General features: G+C 70.6%; 19 protein-coding genes. 11 read left to right on the top strand and 8 right to left on the bottom strand.

Annotated elements, in window-relative coordinates; genetic code table 11:
* Positions 1-181: 181 nt before the first annotated feature.
* The 4 genes from ACQP03_RS11000 to mmsB all read left to right on the top strand — a co-directional run bounded on the left by ACQP03_RS11000 (position 182) and on the right by mmsB (position 5,400).
* The gene (locus ACQP03_RS11000; protein WP_357120389.1) at positions 182-1,177 is read left to right on the top strand and encodes a LacI family DNA-binding transcriptional regulator; all 996 of its coding nucleotides are present in this window, start codon (positions 182-184) and stop codon (positions 1,175-1,177) included.
* Positions 1,178-1,386: 209 nt separating this feature from the next.
* Positions 1,387-2,532, top strand: coding sequence for a multiple monosaccharide ABC transporter substrate-binding protein (chvE, locus tag ACQP03_RS11005; RefSeq protein ID WP_357120386.1), 1,146 nt, complete (start codon positions 1,387-1,389; stop codon positions 2,530-2,532).
* A gap of 82 nt (positions 2,533-2,614) precedes the next feature.
* A complete protein-coding gene (gene mmsA, locus ACQP03_RS11010; protein ID WP_357120383.1) occupies positions 2,615-4,153 on the top strand; it encodes a multiple monosaccharide ABC transporter ATP-binding protein in 1,539 nt (512 codons plus the stop codon).
* A complete protein-coding gene (gene mmsB / locus ACQP03_RS11015) occupies positions 4,150-5,400 on the top strand; it encodes a multiple monosaccharide ABC transporter permease (protein WP_357120380.1) in 1,251 nt (416 codons plus the stop codon). The genes mmsA and mmsB overlap by 4 nt, the downstream gene beginning before the upstream one ends.
* A gap of 108 nt (positions 5,401-5,508) precedes the next feature.
* On the opposite strand, the gene ACQP03_RS11020 is transcribed toward mmsB, so the two are convergent.
* Together ACQP03_RS11020 and ACQP03_RS11025 are read right to left on the bottom strand one after the other, a co-directional pair.
* On the bottom strand, positions 5,509-6,552 hold the full coding sequence (locus ACQP03_RS11020) for a hypothetical protein (protein ID WP_357120377.1): 1,044 nt from the start codon (positions 6,550-6,552) through the stop codon (positions 5,509-5,511).
* A gap of 196 nt (positions 6,553-6,748) precedes the next feature.
* The gene (locus tag ACQP03_RS11025) at positions 6,749-8,125 is read right to left on the bottom strand and encodes a CBM96 family carbohydrate-binding protein (protein ID WP_357120374.1); all 1,377 of its coding nucleotides are present in this window, start codon (positions 8,123-8,125) and stop codon (positions 6,749-6,751) included.
* Between the two features lie 224 nt (positions 8,126-8,349).
* Here ACQP03_RS11025 and ACQP03_RS11030 point away from each other — a divergent pair, with 224 nt between their 5' ends.
* The 4 genes from ACQP03_RS11030 to ACQP03_RS11045 all read left to right on the top strand — a co-directional run bounded on the left by ACQP03_RS11030 (position 8,350) and on the right by ACQP03_RS11045 (position 13,577).
* Positions 8,350-9,624, top strand: a complete 1,275-nt coding sequence (locus tag ACQP03_RS11030) for an MFS transporter (protein ID WP_433460847.1) — start codon at positions 8,350-8,352, stop codon at positions 9,622-9,624.
* A gap of 5 nt (positions 9,625-9,629) precedes the next feature.
* Positions 9,630-10,607 (top strand): hypothetical protein, encoded by a 978-nt coding sequence (locus tag ACQP03_RS11035; RefSeq protein WP_357120809.1) that lies wholly within the window; start codon positions 9,630-9,632, stop codon positions 10,605-10,607.
* A 113-nt stretch (positions 10,608-10,720) separates the two neighbouring features.
* Positions 10,721-12,247 (top strand): alkaline phosphatase D family protein, encoded by a 1,527-nt coding sequence (locus ACQP03_RS11040; protein ID WP_357120368.1) that lies wholly within the window; start codon positions 10,721-10,723, stop codon positions 12,245-12,247.
* A gap of 13 nt (positions 12,248-12,260) precedes the next feature.
* Positions 12,261-13,577, top strand: coding sequence for a hypothetical protein (locus ACQP03_RS11045; RefSeq protein ID WP_363661217.1), 1,317 nt, complete (start codon positions 12,261-12,263; stop codon positions 13,575-13,577).
* Between the two features lie 37 nt (positions 13,578-13,614).
* On the opposite strand, the gene ACQP03_RS11050 is transcribed toward ACQP03_RS11045, so the two are convergent.
* Genes ACQP03_RS11050 through ACQP03_RS11060 form a run of 3 tightly spaced genes read right to left on the bottom strand, consistent with a single transcriptional unit; the run spans position 13,615 to position 17,349 of the window.
* Entirely contained in the window at positions 13,615-14,202 is a 588-nt protein-coding gene (locus ACQP03_RS11050) for a TetR/AcrR family transcriptional regulator (RefSeq protein ID WP_357120362.1), read from the bottom strand.
* Between the two features lie 13 nt (positions 14,203-14,215).
* Positions 14,216-14,908: a hypothetical protein gene (locus ACQP03_RS11055; protein WP_357120359.1), complete on the bottom strand. Its 693-nt coding sequence runs from the start codon at positions 14,906-14,908 to the stop codon at positions 14,216-14,218.
* 26 nt (positions 14,909-14,934) lie between these two features.
* Positions 14,935-17,349 carry a PEP/pyruvate-binding domain-containing protein gene (locus tag ACQP03_RS11060; RefSeq protein WP_357120356.1) on the bottom strand — a complete coding sequence of 805 codons (2,415 nt, stop codon included), beginning with the start codon at positions 17,347-17,349 and terminating at the stop codon, positions 14,935-14,937.
* A gap of 83 nt (positions 17,350-17,432) precedes the next feature.
* On the opposite strand from ACQP03_RS11060, the gene ACQP03_RS11065 reads away from it, so the two are divergent.
* The 3 genes from ACQP03_RS11065 to ACQP03_RS11075 all read left to right on the top strand — a co-directional run bounded on the left by ACQP03_RS11065 (position 17,433) and on the right by ACQP03_RS11075 (position 21,557).
* On the top strand, positions 17,433-18,092 hold the full coding sequence (locus ACQP03_RS11065) for a M23 family metallopeptidase (protein ID WP_357120805.1): 660 nt from the start codon (positions 17,433-17,435) through the stop codon (positions 18,090-18,092).
* A 73-nt stretch (positions 18,093-18,165) separates the two neighbouring features.
* On the top strand, positions 18,166-18,396 hold the full coding sequence (locus ACQP03_RS11070) for a DUF2188 domain-containing protein (RefSeq protein ID WP_357120353.1): 231 nt from the start codon (positions 18,166-18,168) through the stop codon (positions 18,394-18,396).
* Between the two features lie 200 nt (positions 18,397-18,596).
* Positions 18,597-21,557, top strand: coding sequence for a fibronectin type III domain-containing protein (locus ACQP03_RS11075; protein WP_433460848.1), 2,961 nt, complete (start codon positions 18,597-18,599; stop codon positions 21,555-21,557).
* Between the two features lie 349 nt (positions 21,558-21,906).
* Here ACQP03_RS11075 and ACQP03_RS11080 read toward each other — a convergent pair whose 3' ends face one another.
* The 3 genes from ACQP03_RS11080 to ACQP03_RS11090 all read right to left on the bottom strand — a co-directional run bounded on the left by ACQP03_RS11080 (position 21,907) and on the right by ACQP03_RS11090 (position 24,579).
* Positions 21,907-22,890 carry a hypothetical protein gene (locus ACQP03_RS11080; RefSeq protein ID WP_357397029.1) on the bottom strand — a complete coding sequence of 328 codons (984 nt, stop codon included), beginning with the start codon at positions 22,888-22,890 and terminating at the stop codon, positions 21,907-21,909.
* Between the two features lie 16 nt (positions 22,891-22,906).
* Positions 22,907-23,452 (bottom strand): hypothetical protein, encoded by a 546-nt coding sequence (locus ACQP03_RS11085; protein ID WP_357397026.1) that lies wholly within the window; start codon positions 23,450-23,452, stop codon positions 22,907-22,909.
* A 104-nt stretch (positions 23,453-23,556) separates the two neighbouring features.
* A complete protein-coding gene (locus ACQP03_RS11090) occupies positions 23,557-24,579 on the bottom strand; it encodes a DUF4331 family protein (protein WP_357120341.1) in 1,023 nt (340 codons plus the stop codon).
* Positions 24,580-24,631: the final 52 nt, after the last annotated feature.

Consider the following 24,631-nt stretch of genomic DNA (forward strand, 5'->3'; position numbering starts at 1 on the left):
GTGCCGTGTCCGGGGCGATCGCTGGCGTAGACTGTCGGCGATCCAGCGCTGGTCACCTGCGATTCAGCACCGGCGTGGTGGCTGAGCGAGGGGGATCGGGCCGGGCCGCTCCAGTCAACGTCGACGGGCCGCGGGTCGGGTTGAAGGCGGGGGGAGTGAAATGGCCGTCCACGGTCCCGCGATGACAGACGTCGCTCGTCTGGCCGGTGTCTCCCACCAGACGGTGTCGCGGGTGCTCAACGGGCACCCCAACGTGCGCGAGCAGACCCGGTTACGGGTGCGGGCGGCGATCGCCGAACTCGGCTACCGCCCGAACGGCGCGGCGCGCGCCCTGGTGACCGGCCGGTCCCAGGTCATCGGCGTGGTGGCACAGAACACGACCCTCTACGGTCCGGCGTCGCTGCTGGCCGCCCTGGAGCAGACCGCCGCGGCGGAGGGCTTCGCCGTCAGCGTCGGCAGCGTGCGCGACCTGGACCACCGTTCCATCTCGGCCGCGGTCGAGCGGCACCTGGCGCACCGGGTCGCCGGCATCGTGGTCATCGCGCCGGTGGAGTCGGCCGGCGAGGCGTTGGAGCGGCTACCCAAGGACGTTCCACTGGTGACGGTCGACGGTGACCCGCACCGTCCGGTGCCGTTGGTGACGGTCGACCAGGTGGCGGGCGCGCGGGCGGTGACCGAGCATCTCCTCGACGCCGGGCACCGCACGGTGTGGCACGTGTCGGGGCCGTCCGACTGGTTCGACAGCGCCGGTCGTATCGAGGGCTGGCGTGCGGCGCTGCTCGCCGCGGGGGTGGAGCCACCGCCCCTCATGCACGGGGACTGGTCGGCGGCGTCGGGCTACCGGTGCGGGCAGATGCTCGCCCGGATGCCGGAGGTGACCGCCATCTTCACGGCCAACGACCACCTCGCCCTGGGGGTGCTGCGGGCGCTGCACGAGTTCGGGCGCAAGGTGCCGGCCGAGATCAGCGTCGTGGGTTTCGACGACGTGCCGGAAGCGGCGTACTTCATCCCGCCGCTGACCACCGTCCGACCGGATTTCGACGCGGTGGCGCGGGCGAGTCTGCAGATGTTGCTGACCCAGATCGAGTCGGGCAACGGCAATGGCGGCGGCGCCCTGCGCCAGACCATCGCGCCGACACTTGTCGCCCGCGACAGTGTCGCTCCGCCGCGCCGCTAAGCGCGTCGATGCCTCGTGACCTGCGCCAGCCGCTCAACTGTCGGGAGGGGTTGCGCGAGGTCGTGCGGGTGAGGAAGTCTCCGTTACGAGACCGTGACACCGGTATTTCGGATCAGGTGTTGACGTGCCCTATGTGAGCGCTAACACTACCCGAAAGATGACAGGTGGCCCCGGCGGTCGGCGGGGGGAATCGGGAGAGGAGACGGCCCGTGAGCAGGAAATTCCTGGTTGCTCTCGGTAGCGCGGCGTTGGCGTTGAGCCTGGCGGCGTGCAGTGGTGGAGGCGCCGGCAGCGGCGACAACACCAGCGACAAGAAGCCGGGGGACCTGACGATCGGCGTCGCGATGCCGACGCAGACCTCGGAGCGGTGGATCGCCGACGGCAACGCGGTGAAGTCGAAGCTGGAGTCCAAGGGTTACAAGGTCGACCTGCAGTACGCGGGCGACGACATCCCGACCCAGTCGCAGCAGGTCGACCAGATGATCACCCAGGGCGCGGACGTCCTGATCATCGCGGCCATCGACGGCACGGCGCTCAGCGGTCAGCTGCAGGCCGCCGCCGACGCGAAGATCCCGGTCATCTCGTACGACCGGCTCATCCGCGGCAGCAAGAACGTCGACTTCTACGTCAGCTTCGACAACTACAAGGTCGGCGTGGCGCAGGCCACCGCGCTCCTGGTCGGGCTCGGCCTGCAGAACAAGGACGGCTCGAAGGGCACGGCCAAGGGTCCGTTCAACATCGAGCTGTTCGCCGGCTCGCTGGACGACAACAACACGCAGTACTTCTTCGGCGGCGCGATGGACACCCTCAAGCCGTTCATGGACGCGGGCACGCTGAAGGTGAAGTCGAAGCAGACCACCAAGGAGCAGGTGGCCACCCTGCGTTGGCAGCAGGAGACCGCGCAGAAGCGCATGGAGGACCTGCTCACCTCCAGCTACAACGACGGCTCGGTCGTCAACGGGGTCCTGTCGCCGTACGACGGCATCTCCCGGGGCATCATCACCGCCCTGCAGAACGCGGGCTACAGCGCTACCGGCAAGAAGAAGCTGCCCGTGGTGACCGGCCAGGACGCCGAGATCGCCTCGATCAAGCTGATCAACGACGGTGTGCAGAACTCGACCGTCTTCAAGGACACCCGCCTGCTGGCCGACCAGGCCGCGAACGCCGCCGAGGCGTTCCTGCAGGACAAGACGCCGCAGGCCAACGACAGCGAGACGTACAACAACGGCGTCAAGGTCGTTCCGTCGTACCTGCTGCCGATCGCGACCGTCTACAAGGACGACATCAAGGCGACGCTGATCGACTCCGGCTACTGGACGGCGGAAGAGGTCGCCGCCGGTCAGGCCAAGAAGTAGGTCACCTCGTCGGGCTCGGCGGGCGACCGCCGGGCCCGACGCCGTGATCGAGCAACGTCCAGACCGACAGAGGACAGTGACCATGGACGACACCATCCTCGAGATGCGTCGTATCACGAAGACCTTCCCCGGAGTGACCGCGCTGGAGGATGTCAACCTCGCGGTACGTCGGGGAGAGATCCACGCCATCTGCGGCGAGAACGGCGCCGGCAAGTCCACCCTCATGAAGGTGCTCTCCGGCGTCCACCCATCCGGCTCGTACGACGGCGAGATCCTCTTCGACGGCAAGCCGATGCAGTTCCGGGGCATCCGGGACAGCGAGGCCAATGGCATCGTCATCATCCACCAGGAACTCGCCCTGGTGCCCTACCTGTCGATCGCCGAGAACCTCTTCCTGGGTAACGAGCGCCGGGGCCGCAGCGGCCTGATCGACTGGAACAAGGCCAACGCCGAGGCGGCGGAGCTGCTGGCGTCCGTCGGGCTGCACGAGAACCCCGTGACCCCGGTGATCCAGCTCGGCGTCGGCAAGCAGCAACTCGTGGAGATCGCCAAGGCGCTGTCCAAGAAGGTGCGCCTGCTCATCCTGGACGAGCCGACGGCCGCCCTCAACGACGTCGACTCGGCGCACCTGCTCGGCCTGCTCCGGCAGCTCAAGGAGCGGGGCATCACCTGCATCATGATCTCGCACAAGCTCAACGAGATCACCGCGATCGCCGACTCGACCACCGTCATCCGGGACGGTCGTACGGTGGAGACCCTGGACATGCGCGCCGACGACGTCAACCAGCAGCGCATCATCCGGGGCATGGTCGGCCGCGACATCGAGAGCTTCTACCCCGACCGCGAATCGTCGCCCGGCGAGGAGGTGCTGCGGATCGAGGACTGGTCGGTGCGGCACCCGACCCAGGAGCGGATGGTCGTCGAGGACGTCAACCTGTCGGTGCGCGCCGGCGAGGTGGTCGGCATCGCAGGGCTGATGGGCGCCGGCCGGACCGAGTTGGCGATGAGCGTCTTCGGCCGCTCCTACGGCCGCGACATCAAGGGCAAGCTCTTCATGCACGGTCGCGAGGTCAACGCCCGCAACGTCGCGGAGGCCATCGACAACCGCATCGCGTACGTCACCGAGGACCGCAAGCGGTACGGCCTGAACCTCATCGACGACGTCCGGCGCAACGTCTCCGCCGCCGCCCTGGACCGGCTGGCCAAGTACGGCTGGGTGAACGGCAACGAGGAGATCAAGGTCGCCGAGTCGAGCCGGCGGGACATGAACATCAAGACGACGAGCGTGATGGCGGTGGTCGGCAAGCTCTCCGGCGGCAACCAGCAGAAGGTCGTGCTGTCGAAGTGGCTCTTCACCGACCCGGACGTGCTGATCCTGGACGAGCCGACGCGCGGGATCGACGTCGGGGCCAAGTTCGAGATCTACACGATCATCAACCGGCTGGTGGCCGCCGGAAAAGCGGTGATCGTCATCTCCAGCGAGCTGCCGGAGCTGCTCGGGATGTGTGACCGCATCTACACCCTCGCCGCGGGCCGGATCACCGGTGAGAAGCCGGTGAGCGAGGCAACCCAGGAGAGCCTCATGGAGCTGATGACAAAGGACAAGGAGCTCGTCGGATGACCAGCATCAAAACCCCTTCGACGGAGCGCCCGACACCGTCGGACACCGCCCCGGCCGCCGCTCTGCACACGGGGACGAGCGACCTGCGGGCCCTGGTGCTGAACAACCTCCGGCAGAGCGGGATCTACGTCGCCCTGGTCGTCATCCTGGCGCTCTTCGCGGTACTGACCGACGGGGTGTCGCTGAGCCCCGGCAACATCACCAACATCGTCCTGCAGTACTCGTACATCCTGGTCCTCGCGATCGGCATGGTCATCCTGATCATCGGCGGGCACATCGACCTGTCGGTGGGTTCGGTGGTCGCGCTGACCGGCGCGGTGTCCGCCGTCCTCGTGATCCAGCAGGGGCACCCGTGGTGGCTGGGTGTCCTCGCGGCGCTGGCCGTCGGCATCGCGGTCGGCGCGTGGCACGGCTTCTGGGTGGCGTACGCCGGCATCCCGGCGTTCATCGTGACCCTGGCCGGCATGCTGCTGTTCCGGGGTCTCACCCTGCGGGTGCTCGACAACATCTCGCTGTCGCCGTTCCCGTCCGAGTACCAGAAGGTGGCGGCGGGCTTCCTCAACGGCCTGCTCGGCGGTAACGGCTTCGACGCCTTCACGTTGTTGATCGGCGCGATCGCCGTGGCCGGGTACGCCGTGAGCGGCTTCCGCACCCGTCTGGCGCGCATCCGCTACCAGCAGCCGGTCGAGTCGTTCCCGCTGTTCGTGGCCCGGGTCGTCCTGGTGGGCGCGGTCATCATGTACTTCGCCTGGCAGCTGGCCCACGCCCGGGGCCTGCCGATCGTGCTGATCATCCTGGCGGCGCTGGTGCTGGTCTACGGTCTGCTCACCCGGCGGACGGTCTTCGGCCGTCAGGTCTACGCGATCGGCGGCAACCTCTCGGCGGCGGCGCTGTCGGGCGTGAAGGTCCGCACCGTCAACTTCTGGATGTTCGTCAACATGGGCTTCCTCGCGGCCGTGGCGGGCGTCATCTACTCGTCGCGGTCCAACGGCGCGCAGCCCGCGGCCGGCAACATGTTCGAGCTGGACGCGATCGCGGCGGCCTTCATCGGCGGCGCGGCGGTCACCGGCGGCGTGGGCACCGTGGTCGGCGCGATGGTCGGTGGTCTGATCATGGCGGTGATGAGCAACGGCATGCAGCTGATGGGCGTCGACCAGTCGACGCAGTCGGTGGTGAAGGGGCTCGTCCTGCTCGTCGCCGTCGCGTTCGACGTCTACAACAAGCGCCGGGCGGCCGGCACCCGCTGATGCCCTGACCGCACGCACGTGTGCCCCCGCCCATCTCGAGGGCGGGGGCACACGTCGCTCGGTCGCCGAACCCCGTCGCAGACTGGGCTGTGAGCCCACGCGGTCAGGTCATCGCCGGCGCCGTGCACCCCGCCGTCTGGCACCATGCTGCTGGCTGGTCGTAGTTTCGTCGGCGATGGACTCGCCCGCCGGGCCGCCGACCGACCGGCTGTTCGCCTGCCCCGACCATTGGCCCTCGGGGTAGAACTGGACGCTCGGAAATGTGTCGGCCGTGTGCTGCTGCCGGGCGTGATACGCCTGCCACGCCATCGCGTGCTCGCCAAATCCCGCATCACTCAGGATGTTCATGGCCTCCTGTGCTACCTGCGCATTCCTCGCGGTGGTGGAGAAGTGTTGTGCGCCGTGCGGGTTGGAGTCGGTGTAGACCCCGCCGCTGAGTGTGTTCGCCAGCCTGTCGACTGTTTGGTCAGGTAGATCGTTCCGGGTGGGCGTCGTCTGCCAGCCCAGGTCGGACACCCCGCGCACATCGCGCTCGTTCGTGTACAGGAGGACATTGACATCAGATGACATTAGGTGGACATCATCGAGGCTCCGGGTCGCCGCTTGGCGCGCCTGGCCGAAATCCGGGTGCTGCACACCACGCGTTCTCGCCTCATCGATCGCCCCGGTGGCGATCCGGTTTATGTTCAGAAAAGTATTGATAGAGTTGATCGCATCCCTCGACTGCGCCGCTTGAAGGGTCACGATATTCTCGTTGTACGGTGAGTCGCCTTGGTGAGAGTTCCACCGCTCCCCAGCCATGTTGAGTAAGCGGACGGACGTCTCCATCGCAGAGGCCGCCCGCTCGATTCCTGCGACGCTCTCCGCCAACCTTGCCGCGGCGTCGTTCAATAGATCGTTGCTGAGGTCGGGACGCTCCAGGATTTGCGTGGCGTCTTCCGGAAGGTGTCTGACGTTGTTGAACTCGGCAATGGCCTGCTGGCTGAGGTTTACGGCCATGGCCAGCTGCCGGGTCACGTCAATGTTCTCCCAGAGAGCGACCATTGTGTCTCGTGGGCTGACGTCGGGATTGCGATTCCGGGTGTCGACGACACTTCCCTGCCCGTCGTACTGGAACCAGCTCTGGTTGTACTCTTCCCATGGTGCCGCCACTGGTAGACCTCCCGGGTAGGTGTCCTGATCGGTACCGAGGTACTACGGGGTGGCCCGGCGACGGTTCAACCGGCTCTTGGACAACTTTGGGCCTGTTTGCCGCAGATCACGGCATTGTCGGGCAGACGCTGGTCACGGCGGTGCTGAGGTACGGAGAATCCCGCTGCGCCGCGAACGGCGCAGCGGGATCGGGCCGTCAGTGGCAGTTGCCGGTGCCGCTGTCGGCGTAGGTCTGGCCGGCGACCGGCACGAACTGCCAGTCGTAGCTGCCGGAGTGCAGGGTGAACTTCAGAACCCCCCAGGCGGAGCTGTTGCGCGCCTCGCTGTTGGGCTGGATGGTGCCGAAGCCGTAGTGGTCCGCGCCGCCCATGCCGGCGACGAAGCTGCGCATGCCCCGGCTGGCGTCGTAGCTACCGGACGGGTTCATCGGGCCGAACCGCTCGTACACGTGGTTGTGGCCCCACACCACGACGTCGGCGTTGTAGTCGTAGAGCGCCTGGTACAGCGGGCGCGTCGACGTGGACGGCGCGTGGTCGGAGCTGGACGTGAAGAGCGGGTGGTGCCAGTACGCGATCGTGCACGGCTTGCTGCTGGCCGCGAGGTCGGCGCGCAGCCACTGCTCCTGGGCGGAGCCGGCCGACATGCTGATGTTCGAGTTCAGCGACACGACGTGCCAGTTGCCGAGGTCGTAGGAGTAGTAGCCCCGGCCGCTCGGGCCGGCGGTCGTACCGAAGTAGTTGTAGTAGCCGGTGGCGCCGGACGTGTTGTAGTCGTGGTTGCCCGGCGACGGGCGGGTGCGGCTCTTGTGCCGGCCCCAGGTGGGCTCGTAGTAGCTGGCGAACTGCGTCGCGGTGCCGCTGTCGTAGACGTTGTCGCCGGTCGTGAAGACGGTGCCGGAGATGTTGTCGAGCAGCGCGGCGGTGGCCGTGTCGCCGGAGCCGGAGGTGGCGATGTCGCCGGCCCCGACGAGGACGGGGTCACCGGACGGCGGCGTCGTGGTGCCGGTCGTGACCACCAACTGCGGTGCGTCGCCGCCACTCTCGCGGGTGTCGTAGTACGCGCCGTCGCCGCTGGTCGAGGTGGCGCCGAAGCTGTACGTGCCGTTGCCGGTGACCGCGGCGGTGACGTCGACCTCGTACCAGGTGTTGCCGGCGACCGCGCCGAGCGAGGAGAGGGTGGCCCCGTCGATGGCCGGCTGGTTGTTCCAGGTGGTGCCGGTCTCCGACCAGGTGGTGCTGGACATCCTCCGGAACGTGCCGCCGGCGTCGCTGCCGCTGTTGCCGCTGATCGTGCGCAACCGCAGCTTGGCGCTGGTCACTGTGCCGCTGACGCCGCTCACCGTGAAGCGCAGGAACATCCGCCGGGCGGGCGAGTTGTCGACCACGACCTGCGTAGACGTGCCGTAGTTGGTGGATGCCGTGTCGCTCTGGACGTAGGTGTCGGCGACCGGCGTGAACGTCACGCTCGCCGCGGCGGCCGTGCCCGAGCCGGTCAGGACGACGGCGGCGGTGGCGGCGACGAGCACCGCGACCGTACCGACCGTCACCGGTGGGCGGGCGATTCGAATGTCCATCCAGGACCCCTCCGTTTGCGGGTGTAGAGCGCAAGGAACGTAGGAAGGTCGATGAACCGGCGCACTGCCGCCAGGTGAACAGTACGCTCAGACAGTGAAACATCTCGATGTTTGCTGGATGTTCACCCACCGCACGCCTGCCCGCAGCCCGTGCTCTCTTGTGGCCCTTCGCGCCGGATCGTCACGATGGCTGACCGTCGCCCACCGATGTCCAGGAGATGCGCGTGTACCTGTCGACCGTCTCCCGTCCGGTCTCCGACCCACCCGGGCCGCGCCGCCGCCGGCTCGCCCTGGTCAGCGGCAACGTGGTCGCGCTCGGCACGGTCAGCCTGATCACCGACGTCTCGGCCGAGATGGTGGCCGCCGTCCTGCCGCTCTACCTGGTGCTGGGCCTGCAACTCAGCCCGGTGGCCTTCGGTGTGCTCGACGGCGTCCACACCGGCGCGACCGCGCTGCTGCGGGTCGTCGGCGGCTTCGCGGCCGACCGGTTCCGGAGGCGCAAGCTCGTCGCCGGTGTCGGTTACGCGCTCTCGGCGGTCGCCAAGCTCGGGCTGTTGCTCGCCGGCCGGTCGGTCCCCGCCATCGGCGCGGTCATCGCCGTCGACCGGCTCGGCAAGGGCGTGCGCAGCGCGCCCCGGGACGCGCTGATCACGCTCTCCACCCCGCCCGAGGCGCTGGGTCGGGCGTTCGGGGTGCACCGGGCCATGGACAGCGTCGGCGCGTTCCTCGGGCCGCTCGCCGCGTTCGCCGTCCTGCTGGCCGTCGGCCAGTCGTACGACGCGGTCTTCGTCACCAGCTTCTGCGTCGCCGCGCTGGCGGTCGTCGTGCTCGTGCTGTTCGTCCGGGAGCGCCCGAGCGGCGAGCCCGCCGACGCGCCGGACGAGCCCCGGGTCTCCGTCGGCGAGGCGTGGGGCCTGCTGCGCAGCCGGCCGGCCCGTCGGCTGCTGCTGGCCGCGACGATGCTCGGCCTGGCCACCATCGGCGACGGCTTCGTCTACCTGGTGCTGCAACGCCGCGAGGACCTGGGCCTGCGGTGGTTCCCCCTGCTGGCGGTGGGCACCAGCCTCGCCTACCTGCTGCTCGCCGCCCCGCTCGGTGTCCTGGCCGACCGGGTCGGGAGGCTGCCGGTCGTGGTGGGCGGCTACGTCGCCCTCGGCGCGACCTACCTGCTGCTGGCCGGGCCGTTGCACGGCTGGCCGGCGCTCGTGCTCACGCTGGCGCTCTACGGCGGGTTCTACGCGGCCACCGACGGCGTGCTCATCGCGCTCGCCGGACCGGTGCTGCCACCGCGGCTGCGGACCACCGGGATCGCGCTGGTGCAGACCGGGCAGGCGCTCGCGTACCTCGTCTCCTCGGTCGTGTTCGGTCTGGCTTGGCAGGCCTGGGGGCCGCGGGCGGCGGTCCTCGCGGCGGCCGTGGCCGTCGCCGGTGTCCTGGTGGTCACCGTGCTCCTGCTGGCTTCCCCGTCCCGTCTGATCCCTCGGAGGGTGTCCTCGTGACCGCGATGTCGACCCGGGCCAAGCTCGGTGTGGTGGCCGCCTCGGCGGTGCTGTTGGCCAGCGGGGCGGTGGGCTACGCGGCCCTCGCCGCCGAGCCGCCCCGGACCCCGCCAGCGGCCGCCGCCGGGGACCAGGCGGTCGCGCTGACGCCGGGCCCGCGCCTGCTGGCCGTCACCGACCGGCACGTCTCCAGCGTCGCCACCGCCGACCCCGCCGGGCCGCGTACCGTCTCGGGTCTGGAATGCCTGCGGGTGTACGCGGCGGCCGGCACCGGCGTCTGCCTGAAGCCGGATACCGCCTGGTCGTACCAGGTGGTGGTGCTCGACGCGGCGCTGAACCAGAGGCGGACGCTGAGCGTGCCGGGCCTGCCCAACCGGGCCCGGGTCTCGGCGTCGGGCCGGATGGTCTCCTGGACGACGTTCGTCGGGGGCGACTCCTACACGGCGAGCGGCTTCTCCACCCGCACCGGCATCCTCGACACCGTCACCGGGGCGACCGTCCCGTCGTTGGAGGGGTTCGCCGTCACGCGGGACGGCCGCGCCTACCGCAGCCCGGACGTCAACTACTGGGGCGTCACCTTCACCGCCGACGACAACCGGTTCTACGCGACCATGTCGACCGGCGGCAAGCGCTACCTGGTACGCGGCGACGTGGCCGCCCGGACCGTGGCGACGCTGCGGGAGAACGTCGAGTGCCCGTCGCTGTCGCCCGACGGCACCCGGATCGCCTTCAAACAGGCGATCGACGCGGACCCCAGGAAGGGCTGGCGGCTGTCCGTGCTCGACCTGGCGTCCGGGCGGATCACCGCGACGGCGGAGACCGCCAGCGTGGACGACCAGGCGGCCTGGCTCGACGACGCGACGTTGGCCTACACGCTGCGCCAGAGTGACGGCCGGCCGGACGTGTTCGGCGTCCCCGCCGACGGCTCCGGCACGCCGAAACTGCTGATCCCCAACGCCGAGTCGCCGTCGCCGCTGACCTGACGACCCGGTCGCGAGGCACGACACCTGACGGCCTTGACGCGGCCAACGTCCCGTCATGTCGGCTTCCGCGCCACAGCCTTAGCTGTTCATCGACGGCCTCGAAGGTATTGACCATGACAAGGCTCAGTCGTCGCATCTTCGTCCTCGGTGGACTCGCCGCCGCCGGCGCCGCGGTAACCCCCGGGCAGACTGCCCGCGCCGCGGCGCCGTACCCCTTCAAACTCGGTGTGGCGTCGGGTGATCCGGCCGCCGACAGCGTGGTCCTGTGGACCCGACTGGCGCCGTCACCGCTCAACGCGGACGGGCAGGGCGGCATGGCCGACGCTGACGTGACGGTCGAGTGGCAGGTGTCCACCACGGACCGCTTCTCGTCGCTGGTCGCGTCCGGCTCGGTGGTCGCCCGGTACGCCGACGCCCACTCGGTGCACGTCGTCGCGGGCGGCCTGGCGGCCGACTCCGACTACTACTACCGATTCCGGGCCCAGGGGCAGATCTCCCCGGTGGGGCGTACCCGGACCGCACCGGCGGCGGGCACGTTCGGCCGCGACCTGGTCATGGCGTTCGCCTCCTGCGCGCACTACGAGGCCGGCTACTACACGGCGTACCGGCGGATGGCCGAGGAGAACCCGGGGCTGATCCTGCACCTGGGCGACTACATCTACGAGGGCGGCGTCAACACCTCGGCGGTGCGCCAGCACGTGGGCGCGGAGATCGTGTCGCTGGCCGACTACCGCCGCCGGTACGCCCTCTACAAGTCCGACCCGGACCTGCAGGCGGCGCACGCGGCGGCGCCCTGGCTGGTGGTGCCGGACGACCACGAGGTGGAGAACAACTACGCGAACATGGTCCGGGCCGACAGCAGCCCGACGCTGACCGCCGCCCAGTGGACCGCCCGGCGCACCGCCGCGTACCGCGCCTACTACGAGAACATGCCGCTGCGACCGGCCTCCGCGCCGAGTGGCAACAGCATCGGCCTCTACCGCCGCGTGCGGTGGGGGCAGCTCGCCACCTTCCACATGCTCGACACCCGGCAGTTCCGCGACGACCAGGCGTGCGGCGACGGCTGGAAGGTCTGCGCGGACGCCGACCTAACCTCCCGGTCGCTGACCGGCGCGACCCAGGAGGCGTGGCTGCTCGACGGGCTGGCCCAGCACTACGGCACCTGGGACATCCTCGGCCAGCAGGTGTTCTTCGCCCGTCAGTTCGAGGCGAGCGGGGCGGCGAACATGGACGCCTGGGACGGCTACCGGGCCTCGCGCAGCCGCATCCAGAGCGGCTGGCAGCAGCGCGGCGTGCGCAACCCGCTCGTCCTCACCGGCGACGTGCACAAGTCCTGGGCCAACGAGCTGAAGGCCGACTACGCCAACCCGTCGTCGGCCACCATCGGCACCGAGCTGGTCTGCACCTCGATCACCTCGACGGGCAACGGGACCGGCAGCACCACCATCCCGAACGCGGCGACCAACCCGCACCTGAAGTTCTACTCCGACCGGCGCGGCTACGTCCGTACGACGATCAGCCGCAGCCAGGTCCGCGCGGACTTCCGCGCGGTGAACACGGTGACCGAGCACGGCGCGGCCGCGTCGACGGTGCGCTCGTTCGTCATCCTCGACGGCCAGCCCGGCCTGCAGGCCGGGTAGAAGGAGCACCCTGATGACCGCACTCACGACACTGCTCGCCGCGTCCCTGCTGCTGCCGACCGCCGTGGCGCCCGCTCCGAAGGCCATGACCGCCGACGCGATCACCTGGACCACCGCCAACAGCGTGGCGACCGGCGACCAGGACCTGCCCGCCATCGCCATGAACCGCGCCGGGCAGGTCGCGGTGGCCTGGGAGGACGACCGGGACAGCACCGCGCCCGAGGACGACACCCACAGCGAGATCTACCTGCGCCTGTTCCGCGACGGCACGCCCGGCTACGAGCTGAAGCTCTCGACCGGCGGCACCAGCGGGGCCGCCTGGCGACACATCAGCCCCGACGTGGGGCTCGACGACCGGGGCAACGCCGTGGTCGTCTGGGCCGCCGACGGTGACGGCAACGGCGTCTACAACATCCAGTACCGGGTGGTGTCGCCGGCCGGCGCGATCCTCGGTTCCGGGCAGGCCAACGCCAGCGACGCCGGCCAGCAGATCTGGCCGAAGGTGGCCGTCGACCCGGACGGCGCGCCCACCAGCGCGGCTGTCGGCTTCGCCGTCGTCTGGGAGGACGTGCAGGGAACCGCGCCGGCCACCGTCAAGGCCGCCGGCTTCACCGGCCCCACCAGCAAGGGGTACGAGGTGACGGCCTCGCAGACGACCGGCAGCCACCACCGCCCCGACGTGGCGGTGTCCGCCTCCGGCGAGGCGCTGGTGGTCTGGGACGAGGACGCCGACGCGAACGGGTCGTACAACATCGGTCTGACCCGGTTGGCGCGCGCGAACGGCGCGGTGGTGCTGTCCCGGCGTACGGCCAACGCGCAGAGCGGCGGCCAGCAGCGGCGGGCATCGGTCGCGTCGACCTACTCCGGTGACTTCGCCGTCGGTTGGGAGTCGGACCACACCGGCACGACGGGCGTCTGGGCCCGTTCGTTCACCGCGGCCGGCGCGGCCCGCCACGACGAGGTCCAGGTGTCCACCGGGTCCGGGGCCGTCGCCCCCGGCGTCGGCGTCGACGACGAGGACAACGTCGTGGTGGGCTGGACGGTGTCCGGCGCCAACCCGGACGTCTGGGCGCGTGGCCTCAACCCGGACGGCAGCAGCACGGGTCGGCTGGCGGCGCAGGCGTTGAGCCAGACCACGACCGGCCGCCAGGAAGACCTGGCCATCGCCGCGTCCCCGTGGGGCGAGGTGAGCCTCTGCTACACCGACGACAACGACGGCAACGGCTTCGACCAGGTGCTCCTCGGTCTCGGGGCGACGAACTCGACCTGGCTGATGACCGCGGAGGAGTTGCGCCAGCGCAAGGCGCGGGCTGCCGCTCGGGTGGGCTGAGCGGAGTGCGAGGGACGGGCCGTGACTCGACGTCGGGTCACGGCCCGTCGGTCGTGCGGGTTCCGCCGAAGAGCAGGTCCAGCTGGGCGTCCAGGGCGGCGAGGGCCTGCTCGGCGGTGTACTGCCCACCGAGCAGGTAGACGCCGAGCCCTTCCATCAGCGCCAGCAGGCCGGCCGCGGCGGCCACGTCGTTGGTGGGCAGGACGCTGGCGACGAAGGCGGTGAGCTGCGCGGTGCCCTCGCGCAGACCGGTCGCGGCCGTCGGGCGCACCGCCGTGTAGGCGAGGAACGCGAGCGCCACCCGACCGTCGTCGCGGGTGTGCGCGTCGAGCGGCAGGAGCGCGGCGATGATCGTACGCAGCAGCAGCCGGGGCGCGGGGGCCTCGCCGAGTCGCGCCACCGCCTCGGTGACCCGGATCTGGCTGCGTTCGCGGACCACGCTCAACGCGAACGCCATCATCTCGTCCTTGGTGCGGAAGTAGTGCTGGACCATTCCGGCGGACACGCCCGCCTCGGTGGCGACGTGACGGAGGCTGACGGCTTCCAGGCCCTGATCCGCGGCGACCCGCATCAACGCGTCCGCGATGAGGGTGCGGCGCTGCTGGTGATCGACCTTCTTGGGCATGGCCTCGATCGTTTCACAGCGGGTGGCCGGGAGCCGCCGTCGCGCGGCGGTCAGTCTCCGGCGCGGGCGTGCCCCGGGCGCTGCGCAGCAGGCCGTCGGGGTCGTCGGCGTACAGTCGCAGCTCGTCCACCGGCGCGGACCGGCCTCGGGGCAGGTCGAAGGTCGTCGGCCGGCGCAGCACGACGTCGATGCTCGTCTGGCTGCCGACCGAGATGTGCAAAATCTGGCGCGCACCCTCCCGCTCGACCTGGATGGACCTGCTCGACGGCAGGGAGCGGTGCCGTTTGCGCAGCGCGGCGACGTCCGACCACGGGATCCAGATGTCGATGCCGGAGCTGTTGCGTACCCGCAGCCCGGTGTCGGCGACGATGTGTGGGTGGATGGTCATGCTCGCCCAGAGACCGACCATCCAGAGCAGACCCCAGATGCCGAGGCCGAGCACGATCCAGCGGGCCGGCCGCCAGGGGACCACGTGGCTGACGATCAGGTCGAAGATCGGGATCTCGACGGCCGACAGGGCGATGAAGATCCCGAGGATCGGCTTGACCACGCCGAGGTAGCCGAACGGCTCGTCGCCCGGCCCGAGCGGCAGGGGACGGCGACGCGCCCACAGGTAGAGGCTGCGCCACATCGCCGCCTCGGTCACGACCGCCCGGCGCAGCAGCGGCCCGACGGCCGCCCTGCTCGGCGTCCTCGTCTCGGTCATCGTCGTCCTCGGGGTCAGGTGGGTGGTCAGTGGACGGTCACGGCGCCCGCGCCACCGTCGACGGTGACGAGTTGACCCGTGGTGATCGTTCGGGTGGCGTCGGGCACGCAGATGACGGCGGGGATGCCGTACTCCCGCGCCACCGTGGGGCCGTGCGCCATGATCGCGCCCGTCTCGCTGACCAGGGCGGCGGCGGTGAGGAACAGCGGGGTCCAGCCGGGGTCCGTGGTCGCGGTGACCAGGACGTCGCCGGGCTCGACGTGGGCGGTGGCCGGGTCGTGCACGACGCGGGCCGGGCCGGTGACCCGACCTGCGGACGCTCCCACGCCGACGAGCGTCCCGTCACCGCCGGGTACCCGTGCCAGGACAGTCTCGACGTCGGTGCCGTCGGACAGCAGGGCCACCGGCACCGACCGGCGACGCAGCTCGCGGCGGTGCGCGGACCGCCGGGACGCGACGACGTCGCGCTGGTCGACACCCTGGTGTACGGCGACACACACCTCGTCGAGGGTCAGGAACATGATGTCGTCGCGCTGGTCCAGCAGCCCGGCGTCGGTCAGGTCGGCTCCGATCAACAGCAACTGTCGGCGGGTCTCCCGCAGTGGGTACAGCCCGGCGAACTTGCCGGCCTCGCGCAGGCCCGCCAGCGAGCGGGCGCGACCCAGCAGGAAACCGGCGATCCGGCCGCGTACCGGCCGCTGTCGGCGGGCCCGCGCGACGAGGTCTCTCAGCGCCGTCTCGGCCGTCGCGGCGGCACGGCGGAAGCGCTGGTCGGGGCCCTGCTCCGGGTCGGTGACCCGGAGATAGTTGGCGAGCGCGGCGAAGACCGGTGTGGGGTCCTCGGCCCAGCGCGGCACCCCGAGGTCGACCTCGGCCGCACCGCGGTGCCCGTACGCGTCCAGGAAGTCGGCCATGCCGATGTCGGGCAGCGCTCCGCGCAGGTGACGGGCGGCCAACTCGTCCGGTGGTGTGTCGAGCAGCAGTCGCCGGTGCTCACCCACGCCCTGGGCGAGTCGCCACAGCGCCAGGTCCATCTCGATGGTGACGTTGTGTGGCATCCCGCCGAGCACGGCGTGGATCTCGTCCGGACCGGCGATGCCCTTGAGCAGCGGGGACGGCAGCGCCGTGGCGAGCATGCCGGCGACGATCGGCCACATGATGGCGTCGCTGTGGTCGGTGTCGTCGCGCGCCTCGACGAAGCGCAGCCGCTCGGCGGTGGTCCGCAGGTCGTCGGGGGCCACCGAGCGGGCTCGGAGCTGATCGATCGCCTCGAACAGCCGAATGCGTGCCGTGTCCGGGCGGGCCAGGGCACGCCCGATTCCCACCGCCGCCCGGCCGGCGGTCCGTAGTGACGCCGCCCGCTGTGCCGTGCCGCGCCCGCCGCTGGTCGGGGCGAATCGCGGATCGGCCAGGACGTGCCGCATCACGGCCTGCGCCCGGGGGCCGAAGTCGACCGCCATGAGCTTGACCAGTCGTCGCCGGGACGACCTGCTCCGGGCCAGGTCGGTCAGGTCGCCGTAGAGGCGGCCGCCGATGTCGACGATCTCCACCCGGACGCCGAGCGCCGCGAGCGTCGCGGTGATCTGCGCCCGCAGGGTCGCCATGCCCATCGGGGTGACCGGTCGCAGCATGCCCTGGACGTGGCCGAACTCCAGGAAGACGCGGGGGAGGGGCTTGCCGGTGGCCGGCGGCAGGGGAAACAGGCTGGTGATCGGGCGTGACTGCAGCAACCACAGCACGTCGTCCGCGTCGATCGCCCACTCCACGTCCTGCGGGCAGCCGAAGTGCCCGGCCAGCCGCTCGCCGGCCGCCCGCAGCCTCTCCAACTGCGCGGACGTCAGGCACCCGGTGTCGTCCCGCGCGACGCCGTCGAGGACGTAGTGGTCCACGGCCGTGCCGCCGTCCACGACGGTGGTGCCGAGTCCCGGCGCGGCGTCGACCACCATCTCGTCACGCCGACCGGTCAGCGGGTTGGCGGTGTAGAGCACCCCCGCCACCGTGGGCGTGACCATGCGTTGCACGACGACGGCCATCGCCAGCTCATGCTGGTCGATCTCGTGGGCCTCGCGGTACGCGGTCGCGCGGTCACTGTGCAGGGAGTCCCAGCACTTCTCGACCGCGGCGACGAGTTCCGCCGCGCCGGTGACGCCCAGGACGGTGTCCTGCTGCCCGGCGAAGCTGGCGTCCGGCAGATCCTCGGCGGTGGCGCTGGAGCGTACGGCGACCGGGCCGGCCCCGAGCCGCTCGTACGCCGCGATGATCTCCGCCACCGGTACGACGCCGTGTCGGTGGGCCTCGGTGGTGACGCAGAACCCCTCGGGTACGCGTTCGCCGTGCCGGATCAGCGCGCCCAGCCCGGCTGCCTTCCCGCCGACCAGGTCACTCATCTCGGCGGTCACCTCGGACAACGCGAGCACGTACACGCCGACCCCCAGTTGCAATACGACTGCATTGCATCCACCGTAGCGCTTTGACGATGCAACTGCAACGCATCGCCGCTGGTCGAGGATGGCCGACGTCTGCCATGCTCGGGCCGGTGACGACCGGCCGCCCCACCAGAGTCCGCGCCCATCGCCGTCCCCGTCGGCGAACCCTCGTCATCCTGCTCGCGCTCGTCGCGGCGGCGGCCGTCGCCGGCGTCGCCGTGGTCGTCGTGCCGATGCTGCGACCGGCCGGTCCCCGCCCGCTCTTCCAGATGCCCGTCACCTGCGGGGAGACCTGGCAGCTCAGCACCTACCCCGGCCACGACGACTACGACGTCGACTTCTTCCCCATCGAGGGCGAGTCGTGGGGGCGTCCCGTCCTCGCCTCCTACGGCGGCACCGTCACGGTGGCCGGCATCAACGGCTCGCTGGGTGGGCGTACGCCGGAGAACCCGGAAGGGCCGCGCGGACGTGGCGGTGGCTACTGGGTGAAGATCGACCACGGCGGCACCTGGGAGACGCAGTACCTGCACCTCCTCGAACCGCCGCTGGTCACGGTCGGTCAGAAGGTCACCCAGGGCGAGCAGATCGGTCGACTCGGCAGCACCGGCAACTCGGGCGCTCCGCACCTGCACTACGAGCAGCGCCGAGGTTGGGACAAGGTGGAGACCCACTTCGACGGCACGCCGTCGGGCATCACGACCGACGAGGAGGAGCAGATTCTCCGCCGGGTGAGCAACAACTGTCCGGCCGTCTCCTGAGGACGGCGGTTTGCCCGCCCCCGCTCAGGGCACTGAAGAGGACGACCGCGCAGACGCAGGGAAGGAGCTGGCGATGACCAAGGGCGATGTCGACACGTACCAGGAGAACGGCCAGTGGAAGAACCGCCCGGAGGGCAGCGACCGGGCCAGCAGCACGCATGACACCAAGGCCGACGCGCAGGAACAGGGCCGCGAGATGGCCGCCGACCGGGGCGTCGAGCACGTGATCAAGAAGCAGGACGGCACGATCGGGGAGAAGAACACCTACCCGCGCAGCCGCGACCCCCGCGACATCGCGGGCTGATCACCCCACCGCCTGCGGACCGGCCCCCTCGGTGTGACCGAGTGGGGCCGGTCCGCTTCCGTATGGGCTTCGCCGGCTTCCGCGTACCCAGAGTATTGGGGGCTTTTGGGGTATAGAGTCCCTTTTGGGATTGGAGTGACCAGCGGAGGATGGACGTGGCGTTTCCAGGACTGTGTCGTCCGATGGGCACCCTGGCTCTCGTGGCCGCCGTGACCGCGGGGGCGCTGACGCTCACACCGCTACCGGCGTCGGCCGTCGGGTCCGTCCTGTTCGACCAGCCCTTTCACAACAACACGGCGAACGGCATCGGCCCGGTGACGGTGCCGGGCGTGCCCACCGCCGGCGGGACCAATGCCGCCTGCCTCAGCGCGGCCGGCAACACGACCACCGGCCCGCTACTGAGCTGCACCACCTCCACCGACCCGCAGGGCGCGGGCAAGCTGCGCCTCACCCCCGCCACGATCAACCGCCAGGGCGGGGTGTTCGGCGCGGTCAGCGTTCCCACCTCGCAGGGTCTGCACCTCACCTTCAACACCTACCAGTACGGCGGCTCCAACCCGGGCGCGGACGGCCTCGCCTTCGCGCTGGCCGCTGTCGACCCCGCCAACCCGAGGTCCCCGGCGACCCTCGGTCAGACGGGCGGTTCGCTGGGCTACTCGACGGCGTTCAACGGCGTGTCGGCGGGTCTGTCCAACGGCTACCTGGGCATCGGGCTGGACGTCTTCGGCAACTTCAGCAGCAGCACCTACCAGGGCACCGGCTGCACGAACCCGCCGTACATCAACACCACCGGGGGGCGCGTACCCGGGCAGGTCGTCGTCCGTGGTCCGGGCCGCAACGGCGTCGGCTACTGCGCGATCAACAGCAGCGCCGGCAGCACCTCGGCCCCCGCCCTGGCGTTGCGGGCCAGCACCCGGGCCGCGTCCGTGGTGCCGGTCGAGGTCGTCATCAACACCACCGGCTCGCCGTACATGACCGACAGCGGGATCACCACTCCCGCCGGTCAGTACCGGATCCGCTTCACCCCGGTCGGCGGTTCCGCGCAGACCCTTCAGGGCGCGCTGCCGGTCGTGTCGCCGACCCTGTACCCGTCGCCGACCTGGCTGAACGCCGACGGCTACCCCCGGCAACTCGCCTTCGGCTGGGTGGGCTCGACCGGATCGGTCACCGACTTCCACGAGGTCGACGAGGCTCGGGCGGTCAGCTTCAACCAGGTGCCGGACCTCAACGTCGCGCAGACCAGCGCGGTCGGCCCCACCCCGCAGCCCGGTGACCCGGTCACCTACTCGATCATCGCGGGGGTCGACGCCGGCGCCACGGAGACGTCGCCCATCTCGGTCACCCAGACCGTGCCGACCGGCGTCACGCCGCGCGGCGCGGTCGGCACCGGCTGGGTCTGCGGCCCACCCTCAGGCCAGACCATCACCTGCACCAACAGCAACGGTCCGTTCCCCGGCGGCACCTTCCTGCCGCCCATCACCGTCGTCGCCACCGTGACCGGAACCGGGGTGACACCGGCACTGATCCAGACCGCCACGGTGGCGACCTCGTCGTCGGTCGACGCGAACCCGGGCTACTCCGGCATCGCCACCGGCGTCGCGCCAGCCACCGCACCGAGCGGTGTGACCGTCACCCCCGCGCAGAGCTCGATCGCCGGGGGCATCGCCGTCACCGTCGGCGGCAGCAACCTCACCGGTGCGACCGCGATCACCATCGGTACGCCCGCCGAACAGCAGGCCGGCACGTCGGTGCTGCTGCTGCCCTGCACCTCCGGCCCGGCGGCCGGCTGCTTCACCGTCAACCCCGACGGCACCCTCGGCATCTCCTCGATGCCCGCCCGCTCCAGCGCGGCGACGGTCACGGTCAGCGTCGTCACCCGAGGCGCCGCCGGGTCGGCGAACTACGTCTACGCCTCGGCGCCCGCCACGCCGGCCACGCCGACCGCCGTCGCGGGTGTCACCAGCGCCACCGTGAGCTGGACCGCGCCGGCGAGCAACGGCAGCCCGATCACGGCGTACCTCGTCACCCCGATCCGGGACGGCGTCACGCAACCGACCCTCTCCTTCGACGCCTCCACCACAAGCCGCACACTGACCGGGCTGACCGCCGGCTCCTCGTACGCCTTCCGGGTCGCCGCGGTGAACGCGTACGGCACCAGCGCGGCCAGCCCGGTGTCGGCGGCGGTGGTGCCGTACACCCTGCCGGGCGCACCGGCGATCACCTCGGTCACCGGGGGGACGACCGCCGCCAGGCTGAGCTGGACGACCCCGGCCAACGGCAGTTCGCCCATCACCGGTTACACGGTGACGCCCTACCTCAACGGAGTGGCGCAGGCCCCCCAGACCTTCAGCGGGACCGCCACGATCCAGGTCGTCACCGGACTGACCGGCGGCGCCACCTACACCTTCCGGGTGGCCGCGATCAACGCGGCCGGTACCGGCCCCCAGTCGGCCCCCTCCGCGCCGGTGGCGGTCAACCCGCCGCCGACCCTGAACTTCGCGCCGCCGCCGGGCAAGGCGTACGTGCCGTACCAGTACCAGCTCACGGTGACCGGCGGCACGAGTCCCTTCGTCTGGTCGGTCAGCTCCGGAAGCCTGCCCCCCGGCCTGAGCCTCGACCCGGCCACCGGCCTGCTCGCCGGCACACCGACGGCGTCCGGCACGTTCCCGTTCACCGTGCGGGTGACCGACTCGTTCAACCAGTCCGACACGAGGGCTGCGCAACTGGTCATCAGTCCGCTCGGCGGGCTCTCCATCAGCGTCCCGACGATCTCCCCACTCGGCACCGTCACCTCGGATGCGACAGGTGTCTCGGGTCAACTCGGCCCGGTCACCGTCACCGACGACCGTGGCCCCTTCTCCGGACGGTGGGTCAGCGTCGTCTCGACCACGAACTTCACCACCGGTTCCGGCACGTCGGACGAGACCATTCCGAACAGCAACATCACGTACGCCTCCGGGCCAGCCCTCGCCACCACCGGTGACGGGACGTTCCTCCCGCAGCCCGGCGCCGTACTGGACACGCCGCGCACGGCCGCCGGCTGGTCCGGCCAGACCGGCGGCGCGAACTCCGCCACCTGGAATCCGACGCTTGCGGTGCGGCTTTCGAACGGGCTGGTGGTCGGAGACTATGTGGCGGTCGTGACGCACTCGGTCATCTAGGGCCTGTTTCATAAGAACTGGCCGGCCTGCGGCGGGCCCGGACGGCTCCACCATCGATCCTTCTCCAAGCGGCAGCCATGCCGAAGGTCCGTGAGCGCGGCGAAGGGAGAACACACGTGCCACCGGAACCTTCGCCGCGAAGCGCTGGGACGCGCGGCCCGGTGCGACCCGCCAGGTGTACCCGCGGGTGACACCTCGGTGGACACAGGCGTGGCGGGAGGAGGACGAGATCGCCGGCCGCGACCTGATGCGCGACGGTCGGTGGCTGGTCTGAGGGGGCGGGGCCGACACGGTGCTGCCCGGCCGCTCCACGGGGAACGGCCGGGCAGGGCAGTCGGCGTCGCGGCGGTCAGGCCAGCCGGGTCCGTTGCCGACGGATGAGGTACCAGCCGCCGAGCGTCACCAGGACCAGCAGGGCGACCACTCCGACCGCGTAGACCAGCCAGCTCGGGCCGGAAGCCGTCGTGACCGCCATCGGCGCGGCGACGGGCAGGACGATCGTGCCCGTCGCGGTGCGCTCGACGGTGCCGCTGGCGAATGTCGCGTGCACCTCCCAGGTGCCCGCGGGCAACGACTGGTTGACCTCGACGCGGACCTGGCCGCTCTGGCCGGGCAGGATCGTCACGCCGTTCGTCACCTTGAACGGTCCGGCCTGCACCGCCGCCTTGCGCAGCGACAGCGTGCCGGTCATGTCCAGGGCGCGCTGGCCGGTGTTCGTGATTTTGGCGGACACCACGGGAAACTCGCCGGTTCCGGGCTCCGCGGTCAGTCCGTCGATGCGGAAGTCCGTCGGTGGCTCACCGCCGGGGCCGACGTCCAGGTAGACCCGGATGCCGACCCGGTGGATCTGCGTGACGTTGCCGCCGCGCTCCTTCGAGCTGGTGACCTGTGCCCAGATCGCGGCGTACCGCTCACCCTTGGACGCCTTGCTCGGCACGGCGATCTCGACCTCGACCGGTCGCCGCTCGCCCGGGTCCAACTCCAGCCTGGCGGTCTTGAGCCGGATCCATCCGCTGAGCTCGTTGCCCGTACGCCCCTCGGGCACGGCGAAGGCGTTCTTCTCCACCGACGCCGCCCCGGAGTAAAAGTCGATCTTCTGCGTCTCGTCCGAGGTGTTCTGCACCTCGACCCGACGGTGGATCGTCGTGCCCGGCTTCAGGTGGTCCACGATGTAGACCTGGGCACGGGGGTCCTGCACCCGACTCGCGGGGATGTCCAGCATGCGGATGCTGATCGCGGCCTCGTCGGCGGGTTCCTGGCGCTGCTCCCGCACGGCGACGGCTGGCGCCGCCGAGACCCCGAGCGCCACGAGGGCGACCGAGGCCAGCAGCACCAGCCGGCCGAGCGGGTCAGAACACCGAATGTGTCACCGTCCCGGTGTAGGCACCCTGGACGGTGCCGATCGGAATGTTCACCACCAGCGTCGGGTTCCAGGTGGCGAAGTTGTTGCCCGTCCCGCCGGTGTGGCTCATCGCCGTCTGCGGAACGTTGATGATCACCTGTTGGGCTACGGTGGGCTGTCCCGGCGTGAAGGTGCCGCTGCCGGCGGTCGCCGTGGCGGGACCGGACCAGTACAGGACGTTGATGTTCGGGATCGTCTCCCCGGAGGAGCCACCACCGGTGGTGAAGTCGGTGGAGATGACGGTGGCGGTCCAGTTGGGGGTGAGCGACCCGCGCTGGTCGAGCACGGTGACCGGGCCGAGCAGGCCGCTGACGGTCGAGCCCTCAATGCCGTGGCCGATGTTCGCCGTCGCCGGCACCGTGATCGAGAGCCCACCGGCCGCGTCGACGGTGAGAGTCACGATCGTGTCGCCGGTCGTGTCGGCGGCGGCTGGTCCGGCGAGAGCGAGGGTGGCGGCGATACCGGCCACACCCGCGAGAAATTTCCTGCGCATCGAGTCTCCTATCTGAATCGCCCAAAGGTTGCGATTCAGACGGTAAACGCGCAAAGCAGCATAAAACGGTCAAACAATGCCGTCGTCACCCGGGCGAGGTGGTGTCAGGCCGGCACCACGTACGGGAACGCGTCGGCGCGGGCGGCCTTCGTGACGTCCGGGGTGAGTCCGGAGGTGGTGCCGGTGTTCAGGACCAGGGAGAACATCACCTCGGGCGCGTTGTCGGCCATGGTGCGACCGTTGCGGACCGCGAAGCCGTAGTTCGCGGCCGTGCCCACCGTGTACGACAGCACGTCGGGGTAGAGCGCGCGGGCGACGCTCCAGCCGTACGCCTGGGGGTCCGGCGCGGTGCCGTTCGCCGCGACGACCCCGGCGACCGCCTTGGCGATCTCCTCTCCGTCCTCGGGCAGGTCCTGCTTGGGGTGCCGGAAGTTCGCCGGATCCGAGAAGTCGGTGTCGTGCGGCCAGAACACGGGCCACATCATGGGGTGGCCGGCGCGGTTGATCTGCCGCCATCCGCCCGCGTCGGTGGCGAGCAGGGTCCGGCACCAGACGCCGATCTCGGTGCCCTCGCGCAGCAGCGGCTCGTCGTGGGAGACCTCCAGGACGATCGACTCGACCGTGGTGCCGGCGAAGCTGTTCGTCGCCTGATCGGCCCGCCACGTCGAGCGGTCCACCTTCGCCCCGTTCTTGACCGCGCCGTTGATGGTGGCGAGTTCGCCGAGATCGATGTAGAACGGGTCGGTGATCCGGCCCGCCCAGACCCGGACACGCTGCCCGGTCGTCACCTCGCCGGTCCGGCCCTCGGCGATCGGAGTGCCCATGGCGGCGTCGTCCCGGGCGTCGGCGCCGGTGAGTTCGTACAGTTGGAGGGTCTGCGTGGCGTTGCCGTCCGGCTCGCCGAACGCGAACCGGTAGGTCAGCTCCTCGGTGTCCGCCCCGTTGAAGTGAATCTTGAACTCGTAGCGGGCCTCGGCGTGGAAGCCACGCTTGATGTCGGCCCTGGTCACCGAGCTGTTGACGTCCATGACGAACACCGTGGCGTGGTCGCCGTCGAAGACGTAGAGGTCGTCGATGTAGAGCTGACCTCCCTGGGCCGCGAGGGGGGTGTCGAGGTGGTGCGACATGGGCTCACTCCCGTGATGGCTATATACGGACTAAACCGAACATAGCGGTCGC

Origin of the sequence: Micromonospora sp. CA-248212 (assembly GCF_050948405.1) — a bacterium.
In the GTDB taxonomy this organism is placed as follows: Bacteria; Actinomycetota; Actinomycetes; order Mycobacteriales; family Micromonosporaceae; genus Micromonospora.